The organism is Psychrobacter sp. APC 3426, assembly GCF_030408035.1.
Taxonomy (GTDB): Bacteria; Pseudomonadota; Gammaproteobacteria; order Pseudomonadales; family Moraxellaceae; genus Psychrobacter.
On record NZ_JASDCF010000002.1, the window covers coordinates 25,300 to 39,375 of the forward strand.

Below are 14,076 nucleotides of genomic sequence, written 5' to 3' on the forward strand. Positions count from 1 at the left end.
TAAGCCATATATCTAGAGATGTCTCTACGAAGATACTTATTATTGTTACCTATTGTGCGAAGTGTAAAAGCTACTATACTACTGGTTGTTTATTTTATCTTGATTGTTGGAGGCGGGCATAGATACTTTTACTATTGAACAATACTTTACAACCTGGTCTTGGGGAGACTTTGCAGGGGTGGGTTTGGTATTGCATATTGTTCTTATGATAGTAATGACGCTACGCATTGTCTCTGTACAACGTAATATCGGGGTGTCGATTGCTTGGGTCGCTGTGCTTTATACGTTGCCTGTATTCGGTTTTATCGCTTACATTTTGCTGGGTGAGCCGATGATTGGGCGGCGTTATCGCGAGCGTGTCGATCAAGCAAGCTTACTGATGAATGATATGGCGCGGCGTGAGCATTTGGTGTTTGACCAAGGGCAGGATTTGCTACCAGTCAATTATCGAGGTGTTAGCCAAATTGGTACGCGATGGACAGGGTTTGGGGTGTTTCCTGACCATAAGATGCAATTATTGACTGACCCTAATGCTATTTTTCAGGGTTTGATTGATGATATCAAGGGAGCACAGCGCATTATCCTGATGGAGTTTTATATTGTTTATCCTAAGGGGCAGATATTAGAATTGATAGAAGCTTTGGCAGCGGCGGCTCAGCGCGGGGTAGAGTGCCATATATTGGCTGATAGCGTGGGCAGTTTTAGCTTTTTTAATAGTAGCGCGCATCGTACATTGGAGCGAGCGGGTGTGTTTGTGCATCAATCATTGCCCGTAGGTTTGTTTAAGACGCTATTTAAGCGTTCTGATTTGCGCAATCATCGTAAGATTGTGGTTATTGATGAACACATTGGCTATATCGGCAGTTTTAACTTGGTTGATCCAAGGTTTTTTAAACAAAATAAAAACGTCGGGCAGTGGATTGATGTGGCGTTGCGCATGACCAGTCAGCATTCAATCAGTATTACTACTGCGATGGCAAAGGTCGTGGTTACAGATATCGGTGCTGAAAATAACGATAATTTAGATGCGCTTAATCAGCGGGTGAACAATTATACTCGTAAGCTATATGTGATGGATCCGACGATTAACGACCTAAATAGCCGAGTAAAAGTGCTGGGTGATAGCATTGATTATCACGAGCAGCCAGATATTGGTTCTACCTCTATTGTGATACCTAGGATGCCTATCGTTGAAGGCGTACTGGCACAATTGATACCCTCAGCGCCGCAAGTCACCGCCCATGTGATTTACAATACCTTGGTAACGGTGATTCACCGTGCTAATAAGCGTATCCGTATTACGACGCCGTACTTTGTACCTGATGAAGCGCTATCAAGTGCTCTTACGATTGCGGCTAAGCGCGGTGTTGAAGTGACACTAATTGTGCCGGAAAAGGTTGATTCGTTCCTCGTCCAACACGCATCACAAGCCTATTATCAGGAACTGCTTGAGGCAGGTGTGACCATTGCTTTATTCAAAGGCGGACTGCTACATGCCAAAACCGTCGTCATTGATGATGATTATTGTTTATTTGGCACTGTTAATATCGATATGCGTAGCTTTTATCTCAATATGGAAGTCAGCTTAGCGATTTATACCCCAGAGATGGTGGCACAAGTCGCTGATTGCCAAGAGGTCTATTTGCAAAGCTGTCGACTTTTAAGCCCAGAAGAGTGGCAACAACGCCATGGTGCTGAGCGTTTGTTTGACAATGTGGTGCGTTTGTTTAGTCCGTTATTATAGTCTTCTACTATACAGATGGTGTGTACTTGTTTGCTCAGCAGCATACTAAGCATTATAAATGTTTGGCAATGGTATTATATTTTAGAATAAAGTAAGCTAGTTGGTTATGACCATCAGTATCTTAGTAAACCTAAGCCCATGAACTATTCATAAAAAAGGACGCGCTTGTCTATGTCTGCATCGCCCTCAACGTCCATTGATTATATTGCAGCAGGCTATTGGCAAGACTTCTTGGCTGATCGCGCTATCGCAGGTGGTATCGCTTATGAAAGCGAGCTTCGTGATTGTATATTAGATGAGTCGCTGGCAAGTTTGCAGCGAGTTGATACACTGTTATCTCAGATACGCCGTGACCTGATTAAGCGTGGTTACTGGGATGAAGCGGCGCTATTGATTGATGAGCGTTATCGCAACTTGATGGTGTTTTTGGCATTTTATGCAGGGCGAGTACTGGCGCAGCAATGGCAACATACACCGCATTGGTATGGGCAGTTTGAGTTAGGTAAGCGCTATCCCGAATTGGGACTCATCACCGATGATTTCTATCAGCATATGGCTGTCGTTTATAGAGACGATATTCAGGTGACACACGCAGAAGTCGTTTCTGACAATCATGTACTGTTTTTTGCATTAGAGCCCATCGGCTTGCGTCTGTTTGGTCATATTGATCGACATTTTATTGCTGTGCAAGGTGGTGAGGTGGCAAGCGGATTGTATCAGGCAGTTAGCGCTAGGCTTCCTAATGCCAATCATAAGGCAGGTGTTCATGTAGAGACAGCCAATGCTGTAGATACCTCTAAATCTCTAGAAAAAGTATCGTTCAATGAGATGTCAGCGGATAGCTTATCTCAACAACAGCCTCATATTAAGCCTGAGTTAGCTAAAGCAGACAGATTGCCAGCCAACAGTAACTTAAGCACTGCTACAACGTCACAGCCATCAGCACAAGCGTCTCCGCAGTCTCAACCTCAACCACAATCTAAACCATCACCAAAACTATCGTCAGCGTCTAAACCCAAGACATCACCCACACCAGAGATGTTTACACAGCTGCTTACAGAATTAGATGAGATTGAGGTCGTGCAGACGGCTGGTCAAACTGAATATCAGCAAGCTTATATAGTGTTGATGCAGTTTGAGCAGTATATTGCCAAACAGAACAAACCCCGCTCGCAAATTGTCTTTTCAGAGAAGCACGTGGCGGCAAAGAAACAAGCGTTGTTAAAGTTGCAAGCGTCCGCTAACGCTGGCAATACCGCTGCCATGCTACGGTTAGCAATGTATGAGCTACTAGACGAAGGGTTGGACGTTCAGAAAATCGCTAATACAGATTCAACTGATGAGTTAGGAGCCGAGTGGGTCAAAAAAGCCGCTGGCAAAAATGACAGTCGTGCCCAGCGTTTACTGAGTAAAATGTACTACCAAGGCGTAGGGGTGGCACAGGATATAGACAATGGTAAATACTGGCTCGAACAAGCGGCAGAAAATGGTCATGTGGAGGCCGCGAGTGTGGTGAGTCAGTGGCAGCAAGCACAAGCATTGATAACCACGCAAAAGCAAGAACAGCACAGTATCAAGCGCTATCAGATGTTGCTGGGTGCCGTATTGGTCGTTGCGATACTCATATTTATCATTGTCTAAAATATTTGAGGCAGACAGTGATTAAAGGCGTATTGTTCAGTGTTAAATTGAGGTAGAATTGGCGCGTTTTTTATTGTCACCTTGTATTAATTACCACCTTGCAATAGTTGATTCAATCCAAAAAAGTCATAGCAGTCAAGTGCAAACATATACCAGTGTAGAGATATATGTAATACTTCAAGCGCCTTTAATACTGTCATTCTTTTATCGTGGATTGACCATATAATCTGATTCATTACTAATCTGGGCTTTTCTATGCCATCTTCTGAAATACCACCTGAGCATTCAAAAGTGACCGACCCAGCAGCATTGCCTAGCCATGCTGTTTATCAGCCACCATTTTACTATCAATTTGCCATCAACATACTCAAGCCATTATATCGACTGCAAGTGTGGCGCCGTTCTCATAAACGTGACAACTATCAGCAAGAAGTGGCGCAGCGCTTTGGTAAACAGTATCCTCCGCGACCAATGGTTAAAGAAACCAACGCAGATAATGCGACACCAAGCAAAGGGGTCGTTTGGTGTCATGCTGTCTCATTGGGTGAGACCAATACAGTGGCGCCATTGCTTGATGCCCTGTTGGCTGAGGGTTATCAGATATGGTTAACCAATACCACGCAGACCGGCTTTACCCGTGGTGCCAATCGCTTTGCTGATGAGATAGCGCAAGGTCGCATGAGCCACAGTTATGTGCCTGTAGACAGTCCTCGCGTCATTGAAAATTTCTTAGCACATGTGCAGCCTATTGCTGCACTGTTTGTAGAAACCGAGCTGTGGGCAAACATCCTCACCAAATTATCTGAACACCGTATTCCCAGTATCTTGGTCAATGGTCGGTTATCGGCGTCTTCTTTTAAAAGTTATCAAAAAATTGCGGCGGTCAGTGCCAGCATGGTACAAAACCTGACGTTGATTATCGCGCAAGACAATGCGTCTGCTAAACGCTTTCGGCAGCTAGGTGCAAATAGTGCGCAAATACGTGTGGCAGGGTCACTTAAGTGGGTGATTAATACGCCCAAACGAGACGATAAAACAGACAGTACAACACATCATAAAGCAAGTGAAGATAAGGGTATAGAAGCGCTTGAATGGATAAAGCAAATTGAGTCAGCAAACCGTCCTATTTGGGTCGCGGCCAGCACGCATAGTGGCGAAGAAGCTGCAGCACTGTCCTTACATAAACAATTGCTAGCAGACGCCGCATTCTCTGATGTATTGCTTATCATTGTGCCTAGACACCCTGAACGATTTGATGAGGTAGCTGCGTTGATTCAAGAGTCGGAGTTCAGCCTAGCGAGGCGCAGTGCAAACGACGTTATGACTGCCAACACGCAAGTCTATCTGGCTGACAGTATGGGTGAGCTGATGACGTGGTATAAGTTGGCAGATGTGGCACTGGTAGGTGGCTCGTTGGTCGATGTTGGTGGACATAACCCTGTTGAGCCGGCGAGCGTGGCTACGCCTGTGCTTATGGGCCGCTATACTCAATCTTGTCAAACAGTGGTTGATAAGTTGTCCGAGGTTGGTGCTTTATATCAGCCAAATAATACGTTTTATACTCCTATTAATAGCAGTGCTGCAACCGATGTTGCGGCAGATGTTAATGAGCAGTTAAGTATTAAGAAGACACAGCCTGCTTTAGCACTTGATGATAACAGTGGCAATGATAAGAGCCGTGCTAATACCAATGCTAATAACAGTGATAGCGATGACATAGCGTTGATTTATCAGCAGTTAGCGTCTTGGTTACATCATCTTGAATTGGCAAAGATAGCAGGGCAAGCAGGCGAGCAGATGACGGTACAACAACAAGCGGTACTCACGCGTCAACTGACTATGATTGAAGACGTTATTGTCAACTCACTATAAAAGAATGCCAGTGTGAAAAGAGTGACAACAATGATAACAATGACATTTTTATTCCGTGGCCTTGTCACTGTTGAATTGAATCGACTGTACGAACGAATACTCAATTAAGCAACACTCACATCAAGAGCGACTATGAACTGTATATTATTACCCATCGAAAATATCTCATCAGATGTCGCGCGTATTGATTCTTTGGCGCAAATAAATCATGTAAATAAAGTGTTAGGGGCAACGGTTGGAGATACGCTCAAAATTGGTCAAATAGAGGGAAAGTTAGGCACTGCTATTATAGAGAAGGTCAGCTCAGATAATATTCACTTGCGTGATGTGCAGCTCACAATGACACCACCCCCTAAACTCGATTTAACCGTCATATTGGCACTGCCGCGTCCCAAAGTACTTCGCCGCTTGATTATGGATATGGCCGCGCTTGGCGTCCTCGATATTATTCTTATCAATAGTTACCGTACACAAAAAAGCTACTGGCAAAGCCCAATGCTCAATCGCTTAGATGAGTTTGTGTTAGAAGGGCTGCAACAAGGTGTTGACACGATAGCGCCTCGTATTACGTTGCAAAAACGCTTTAAACCCTTCGTTGAAGATGAGCTGGCAGGTTTAATGACCAATCGCGCCATCGTCGCACATCCTTATAGTGAAAAGTCATTTGCACAATATGTACAGCAGCAGCGCTTAGGACTGCCAGGGTTGGTCTGTATTGGTAGCGAAGGTGGTTGGATAGATTATGAGATTGAGCTGCTCGCCGCACAAGGGTGTGAAGCGGTGAATATAGGTCCACGGATTCTACGTACGGAAGCGGCGGTCAATGCCATCTTAGGTCAGTGGCTGTTTTAGAGGTATGTGATTCAAAAGTATTATGTTTCTCAAGCGTAGATAGACTGACCCAATTCAAATAAGCTAATTCAGAAAAATGAAGTTAAACGAGCTGATAAACACGTTAATCAACCGCCAAACACTTTATAGAAATGGTCTGTATTTAGCGAAAAAATCTGTGTTTAGCAAGCATTTACCAAGCCAAGAAATGAGTGTATGGCTGAGTTAAATAAATGTATTGATAATTAATCTCATTTCCATTAGTATGATGTTTTCAGATATTATGGCCTTATCGGCTCTCATTTTATCGACTTTTAGGGCTGTCTTATCACACGCTTATCTTGTTTATTTATCTTATCTTTTTTATAGCACCATTATGGGGAAAACCATGTCATTGACCGCCATTAGCGCTAACTTTACTTCTACCAAGCTTACTTTACCTGTTGTCGTATTTGGCACAATGTTAGGGTTGGCAGGTTGTAGTAATTCATCTACGACAGAAGAAAACGTAGAAGCAGAAACGTCAGCTGCGGCTACAGAGCAACAAGCTGCAAATGATGGTGCTACCAATGCAGATGGTCAGACGATTACTATTTATTCTTCTCGTAATGAGCAGCTGATTAAGCCACTATTGGATCGTTATACCGAAGAGACAGGCGTAAAAATTGAGCTGGTAACAGACAAAACAGGTCCGCTCATGGCGCGTCTGCAAGCTGAAGGTCAAAACACGCCAGCCGATATGCTGTTAACGGTAGATGCTGGTAATTTATGGCAAGCGGCTCAACAAGGTTTGTTGCAGCCAGTGGCGTCAAGTGTATTAGAAGCGAACGTTCCTGCTAAGTATCGTGACCCAAAGGGTCAGTGGACAGGTCTATCACTGCGCGCCCGTACTATCTTTTATGACCCAAGCAAAGTCAGTGCCGATGATCTATCGACCTATGCTGATTTGGCCGATCCAAAGTGGAAAGGCAAGCTATGCTTACGTACTTCTAAAAAGGTATACAACCAATCACTCGTTGCTAGCATGATGGAACACTTGGGCGAAGAAAAAACCGAAGAAGTCATCCGTGGATGGGTAGATAACCTAGCGACTGACGTATTCAGCGACGACACCAGTATGCTAGAGGCTATTGCTGCTGGTCAGTGTGAAGTGGGTATTGCTAATAGTTATTACTATGGTCGTCTGCTTGATGAAAAACCAAACTTCCCTGTGAAGATATTCTGGGCAAACCAAGGCTCAACTGGTACGCATGTAAACATCTCAGGTGCGGGCGTGGTAGCCGGTTCAGACAACCCAGATGGTACATTGAAACTGATGGAATGGTTGTCTTCTGATGAAGCGCAAGGTCTCTATGCCAGCTCAGACAAAGAATTCCCTGTCAAAGAAGGCGTGGATGAGTCAGAAATGCTCAGAGCATGGGGACAGTTTAAGAAAGACGACATCAACGTGCAAAAATTTGGTGAGTTACAAACGCAAGCCATCCAAATGATGGACAAAGCAGGTTACAAGTAGGGTTTTGAATCACGCCAATCTTAAGAATGGTTAAGGTTGGCGCTGTTTTTTTAAGGTTTGTATGACATAAGTCTCTATGCACATAAGCTTCTATGCATATGACACGGTAATGACAATATGATCACAACGCCAGATGCGTCTGTCAGCCAAAGCGATACCGCTGATGATAATATGATTGATGACAATCAAAAGGTCAGTCAAGACCACGCCGTCCGTAAACGTATTCTCTCGAAATCAGTCTTAGGACTGATTTCGTTGTTTATGCTTGTGCCGATTTTAATCGTACTGTTATCGTGGACACAGCCAGTGGCTGATATCTGGACGCACATGACTGATTATGTGCTGCCGCAAGTTCTAAAGAATACCGCTATTTTATTGCTCATGGTGACGGTTATCTCAGGTACTATCGGTACCGCGCTTGCGTGGGTTACCAGCATGTACCGTTTCCCTGGACAGCGCTTTTTTTCGTGGGCGCTGATGTTGCCACTTGCGATACCTGCCTATGTATTGGCGTTTGTCACCATTGGAATCGTTGATTTTAGCGGACCACTCCAAACAGGTCTGCGCGATTTAGGCATTACCACGGCGATTCCATCGGTACGTAATGTCTGGGGTGCAGGTTTGGTGTTATCATTAGCCTTTTATCCCTATGTCTATTTGCTGGCGCGCCAAGCATTCTTATCGCAAGGTAGACGTGCTATTGAAGCGGGGCAGATGCTGGGTTTGAGCCGCAGTCGAGTGTTTTTTCGGTTGGCATTACCGCAAGCGCTGCCATGGGTTATTGGTGGATTGCTACTAGCCAGTATGGAAACCTTAGCAGATTTTGGTGCGGTTTCTGTCTTCAATGTCGATACTTTTACCACCGCCATTTATAAAGCATGGTTTGGCTTTTTTAGTTTGACCACCGCGGCACAATTGGCAGCTTTATTAATTGGTGTGGTCTTTATCGTGGTACTGTTTGAGCAATACTGGCAAGCAAAGCGCGGTAACTCTGTGACACAAGGGAGCAATCAGCGTTTTGACGCCAGCAAGCCTGCTAAATTTGGCATGACCTTATTGTGTACCTTTGTATTTTCGATTGCTTTTTTAATACCGTTTTTGCAGCTTATCTATTGGACTGCGTTGAATTTCCGCCAAGATTTTGATGCCCGTTATATTGATTTTGTCATCAATAGTCTCATGATTGCTAGCATGACCACCATATTTATTGCCTTCTTGGCGATTATCATTACGTGGATTAAGCGCCAGTATCCGGATAAATTGACCAAGCTCATGACCACATTGGCCAACTTGGGCTATGTAGTGCCAGGAACGGTACTGGCAGTTGGGATATTTATCCCAATCGCTTGGCTAGACAATCAGATGATCGCTTTTGGGATTACCTCGCAACAAGTACTATCAGGCAGCGTGATTGTGATGCTCTTGGCTTTATCGACGCGCTTTATGACCGTGAGTTTTCAGCCAATTGATCGCCAGTTGCAGCGGCTAACCGTCAATCAAGAAGCCGCCGCCAAGTTGCTCAGCGACAGTCCATATCAGCGTTGGCGGCATGTGATGTTGCCTATACTTAGCCCTGGTGTGCTAACAGCGTTATTGATGGGTTTCGTTGAAGTGATGAAAGAGATGCCGATTACCTTGATGACGCGGCGACAGGGCTGGGACACATTAGCGGTAAGGGTGTTTGAGATGACCAGCGAAGGCATGTGGGGACGAGCTGCACTGCCAAGTTTATTGATTGTATTAGTCGGTCTATTGCCTGTTTGGATATTATTGCGTCAAAGCGATAAACAAAGTTAGGATATACAAAGTTAAAGATATTCTTACTGAGATATTCTTAGCCTCAACCGATGTGTTTGAATAATTTTATAGCTTGTTTTATTGTTTACTGTTTCATTCTTTGATTTATGAGTTTTATTTATTAATAGCCAACGGGTACCCTCTATGTACACTGACTCCATTAACGACTCATTAGAATCTAAAGCCATTGGTGGTCATTCTATACAGAATAAGTCCATAAGGGCCAAGGCTATAAAGTCTGTGTGTGTAAAGACCAAATCTAGATTTGAGCATAGAAAGAAGCGACCAATAGCACAATCTCAAGCTCAACAACTCCAAATCAGTAACCCTATAGAGCAAGATGCGCTAAAAAAAGATGCTGTAAAACAAAACCCTCTATCAAACCAATATACTGAGACAGATATCGCCACCACTCCTTATTTTAGTGTGCAAGATTTAATCGTAGGCTATGATGATACCATCATCGTAAGCGGGCTATCACTGACGCTACAGCAAGGTGAGGTTGGCTGCTTTTTGGGCTATAGTGGTTGCGGGAAAACCACAGCACTACGAGCAATTGCAGGTTTAGAGGAAAGCCGCGGCGGTACCATTCACCTAAACAATAAGCGTCTCACTGACAAGACAGGTCGCCATTCATTTGCAGTCGTTCCTGCCAAGCGTGGTATGGGTATGGTTTTCCAAGATTATGCATTATTTGGTCATTTAAGCGTCGCAAAAAATATCGCTTTTGGACTGAATAAATGGTCTGCTGCTGATAAAAAAGCCCGTGTTAACGAGATGTTAAGCCTCGTTGAATTAACTGAGCATGCTGATAAACGTCCAAATGAGCTATCGGGTGGACAACAGCAGCGGGTGGCTTTAGCCCGTGCCTTAGCGCCGAAGCCGAAGTTATTACTGCTTGATGAGCCATTTTCTAACCTTGACGTGGTATTGCGTGAATCGCTTGCCATGAGTGTGCGTGATATTCTAAAACGTACCAACACCACGGCGATATTGGTCACTCACGATCAGAACGAAGCCTTTGCCATCGCTGATAAAGTTGGTGTGATGTATAAGGGCGAGTTGGTGCAATGGGCGACACCGAGCGATCTCTATCATGAGCCTGTCAGCCCATTCGTTGCCGAGTTCGTCGGTGAGGGTGCGATGATAGATGGGATTATTCAAGAGGGACATGTCGAAACGGCACTCGGGGACATCTATCGGCGTATGGAGGTTTGTGATGAGTCAGGGCAGCCGCAATACTGTGAGTATGATTATCCAAACGGTACACCGATTAAAGTATTGGTACGCCCAGATGACATCATTCATGACGATGAGAGTACCCAGACAGCATTGGTTGTTGGACGTGTTTTTCGCGGTGCCAATTATTTGTATCGCTTACAGCTTGAGGATGGTCAGACCGTTCTGTCTCTCGTTCCCAGTCATCACAATCATGAAATCGGTACTCGTATTGGTATTTTGCCCATACTTGAGCATGTGGTAGTGTTTGATGAAAAAGACATCAATGCCACCACTTGGTCGGAATACGACAGAGCCTCTATGGTCGATGAGGACGAATAGCGATTCAACACGGCCTCACTACAGCATAATGTTCTGACAGCATGAGATTGTGAGAGTATCAGTATGATGGTTAAAATTAACGAGTTGCCATCACATGCAGATAACGCCCAAGCCATTTATACGGCTCTAGTTGCGAATAGCGTAGCTCCATTCTAATGACCGCCTCTGGGTCATTGTGTCCACCACGTTTTAGCGGTGCATAATCATGAAACACACGTAAACCGCTGGTGCGTACTGTGCGATAGTGATGTGACTCTAACCAAGACTCAAGCTCTTCTTTAGCGACTGGGTGATTTGGTGTGAGGCTTTTTTTGTTATCGGCTTTATATTCGCTGTTATCGAGTAGGTTAAAGTTACCCATAATGAGGTTGCGATAATCAAAGCTTGCTGGGTTATAAAAGCACAGCGACAGCATGCCACTCTCTATTAAATGCTGGTCAAAAAAGTCCATCACCGCTGCAGGCTCTGCCAACCATTCTAGTAGGGCATGACACAGTATCAAATCAAACTTTTGCATATCCTCTTTAGCCAGTTTAGCGTCAAGCTCCTGATAGGGGCAGACATGCCAAGTGATATTAAGAGGCTTATTATTCTGCTCTGCACTTGTTCTCGCTTTCTCCAGCATATTGGCTGAGATATCATTAACGACCAATGTGTGCCCCTGAGCGGCAAGCTCAATCGCAATCTGTGCCAGTCCTGCACCCACATCTAAAATACGTAAAGGTCGTCCAAGACGGTTGCTCATCTGGGCACTATACTCAAAAATATCACGGCGTAGTACAGCCAAGCGGATATCACCTTTTAGACCGCCATAAACCTTTTTTTCAAAATGATCAGCGATGGCATCAAAACTGCGATCAGTCCGCGTGTCTTCGAGCGCTGTTGATAACGGTGTTTGGGTGGTACTATTTTTACTGATGTCTTTGCCGTTATTGATGTCTGTTTGCTTAGAGGGTTGAGTCGTTTGCATAGATAAAGAGCCACACTTTGTATAAGTAAGAGTAATGAACTACCTCCTACCTTAGAGGTAGGGGGTTTCTGCGGGGATTTGTTAAATTGCTGTTTGTAGAAGTAATGCCTAATTGGTATCAGCAATGATTCATCAGTGTTTGCACCAGCGGTTGCATAAATAGTCGATTAAAGACTTTTACCCGAAGAAGTCTGATTGGTAATACTAGCTACCCTAAACCATTACCCCTTTGGTCAGTAGCATGTTTTGTGATAGCTTTTGAGCCATGTTTGCGGTATAAATATAGGGTAGAGAGTACGAGCTGACCAACCGCCTTTTAACAAATATTATTTATCATGATCAACGACTCTCGATAATCTTCTGATTTAACTGCTAAGGATAGCAACGATGGCCACTTCCCAATCTGACCGTAATAGCGCAGTGTCAACTGCCAGTAACCAACACTCAACCATTGCCACTACTCACAAGCCTATGATGTCACGCTGTCTATTATCGGTTGCCATCGCTAGTAGTTTACTATTGGTCGGTTGTGGTGACGACAATGACTTTGATGTGGTTGACACAGTGACTGCCCCAGCGACCTCTGAGTTTGTTGAGACCTTTGACGCCAGCCAAGTCGATACCAGTCTGACTATTAGCAATAGTGCAACGCCCACAGCCAAATGCGGCGTTACCATAGAAAAGGTCAGCTATGATACCAAGGGTGCTGCAGACGAAGATACCAATGCCACGGCTGCATTGATGCTGCCGACGGGTGATGCTGTTGAATGCCAAGGTGATCGTCCGGTGCTATTATATGCTCACGGCACGACGACCGACAAGTCTTATGACTTTGCGCAAGTCGGTAATAACGAAAACCCTGCGGCAGGCGAAGCCAACTTAATCGCCGCCAATTTCGCCGCGCAAGGCTATATCGTTGTCGCGCCCAATTATGCCGGCTATGATAGCTCAGAGCTTGGTTACCATCCTTATCTCGTTGCCCAACAACAATCAACCGATATGGTCGATGCTTTAGAGAGTGCGCGCTCAATCATCGAACGACAAAAACGTGCTAATGATGACAATTATGTCAACATTGATGATTCAGGCCAGCTGTTTATCGCCGGCTACTCACAAGGCGGCTATGTCACGATGGCAACCGCTAGATTGTTAGAATCACAAGACAAAACAGTGACGGCGATAGCACCATCATCAGGTCCTTATGCACTGGCAGCTTTTGGTGATGAGATATTTACAGGGAATGTTAACATTGGTGCGTCTAGATTTGCGCCATTGCTTGGCATTGGTTTACAAGAAAAATATGGCAATATTTATGATAAAAAATCAGACATATTTTTGGATAAATATGCCAATGCGCAACTGCCAAATGAATTACCATTTGGTGAGCTAGTCGATACGGGAAAACTGCCTAATAATGCGTTATTTCAAAAGAACCCAAGCGACCCAGTGCTGGCAGGTTTAAAACAAGGTAAGGTGTTTTCTGTATTGGGCGGCTATGACGAAAATGACTATTTGATTAAGACAGGCTTTCGTGCAGCCTATGTGGCAGATACTATCAAGAATCCTGATGGGTTATGGGCAGAAAATGGCAACGGACTGACAGCAGCGACTCCTGAAAATAATCTTCGTAAGGCGCTAAAAGACAATGACTTACGTGGCTATGTGCCAAGAATGCCAACACTTATCTGCGGTGGCAATCAGGATCCGACCGTTTACTTTGATACCAATACTGGCTCGATGGTAAAACTACTACAGGCCGCCGCAGCTAATAATCCTGCAAAACCGCTCAATATCACAGTATTGGATGTTGATAAAGATAATGAAGCCCAGCGTCCTGGCAAACAGACTTTCACAATGATTGGACAAGCTGCCATGAATAAATGGGATGCAGAATCCGTAAGAGTTAGCGTGCAAACCAACTTTAGTGATAGTGTTACCAAGGTCAAAGCTGACGCTGCACCACAAGGTGCTATCGCAGAATTGCTAGCGTTCTACACCAATTATCATGGAGGCTTAGTGAGTCCAGCTTGTACACAAGCCACGCGAGAGTTTTTCAATCAGGAATTTAAACGTGCTTAAGAGCGCTCAAACTTAATTCTACAATTCATTTTACTATCAAAAAAACTGTGTCCAATATATTGGGCGCAG

The 14,076-nt window shown here is 44.5% G+C and carries 9 protein-coding genes; 8 read left to right on the top strand and 1 reads right to left on the bottom strand.

Features of this window, described 5'->3' with window-relative positions; all coding sequences use genetic code 11:
• Nucleotides 1-106 precede the first annotated feature (106 nt).
• The 7 genes from QL919_RS02315 (at nt 107) to QL919_RS02345 (ending at nt 10,958) form a co-directional block, all read left to right on the top strand.
• A complete protein-coding gene (locus QL919_RS02315; protein WP_290188168.1) occupies nt 107-1,744 on the top strand; it encodes a cardiolipin synthase in 1,638 nt (545 codons plus the stop codon).
• Between the two features lie 171 nt (nt 1,745-1,915).
• On the top strand, nt 1,916-3,385 hold the full coding sequence (locus tag QL919_RS02320; RefSeq protein ID WP_290187991.1) for a sel1 repeat family protein: 1,470 nt from the start codon (nt 1,916-1,918) through the stop codon (nt 3,383-3,385).
• A gap of 255 nt (nt 3,386-3,640) precedes the next feature.
• Complete coding sequence (locus QL919_RS02325) at nt 3,641-5,257, top strand: 3-deoxy-D-manno-octulosonic acid transferase (protein WP_290187992.1); 1,617 nt, start codon at nt 3,641-3,643, stop codon at nt 5,255-5,257.
• Nucleotides 5,258-5,389: 132 nt separating this feature from the next.
• Nucleotides 5,390-6,109 carry a 16S rRNA (uracil(1498)-N(3))-methyltransferase gene (locus QL919_RS02330; protein WP_290187993.1) on the top strand — a complete coding sequence of 240 codons (720 nt, stop codon included), beginning with the start codon at nt 5,390-5,392 and terminating at the stop codon, nt 6,107-6,109.
• Between the two features lie 367 nt (nt 6,110-6,476).
• Complete coding sequence (locus tag QL919_RS02335) at nt 6,477-7,601, top strand: extracellular solute-binding protein (RefSeq protein WP_290187994.1); 1,125 nt, start codon at nt 6,477-6,479, stop codon at nt 7,599-7,601.
• A gap of 117 nt (nt 7,602-7,718) precedes the next feature.
• Nucleotides 7,719-9,398 carry an iron ABC transporter permease gene (locus QL919_RS02340; RefSeq protein WP_290187995.1) on the top strand — a complete coding sequence of 560 codons (1,680 nt, stop codon included), beginning with the start codon at nt 7,719-7,721 and terminating at the stop codon, nt 9,396-9,398.
• Between the two features lie 144 nt (nt 9,399-9,542).
• Nucleotides 9,543-10,958 carry an ABC transporter ATP-binding protein gene (locus QL919_RS02345; RefSeq protein WP_290187996.1) on the top strand — a complete coding sequence of 472 codons (1,416 nt, stop codon included), beginning with the start codon at nt 9,543-9,545 and terminating at the stop codon, nt 10,956-10,958.
• A 76-nt stretch (nt 10,959-11,034) separates the two neighbouring features.
• Here the strand turns inward: QL919_RS02345 and QL919_RS02350 are convergent, their stop codons facing one another.
• Complete coding sequence (locus tag QL919_RS02350; protein ID WP_290187997.1) at nt 11,035-11,928, bottom strand: methyltransferase domain-containing protein; 894 nt, start codon at nt 11,926-11,928, stop codon at nt 11,035-11,037.
• Nucleotides 11,929-12,315: 387 nt separating this feature from the next.
• Between QL919_RS02350 and QL919_RS02355 the strand changes: the two genes are divergently transcribed.
• The gene (locus QL919_RS02355) at nt 12,316-14,007 is read left to right on the top strand and encodes a hypothetical protein (RefSeq protein WP_290187998.1); all 1,692 of its coding nucleotides are present in this window, start codon (nt 12,316-12,318) and stop codon (nt 14,005-14,007) included.
• The last annotated feature ends 69 nt before the right edge of the window (nt 14,008-14,076 follow it).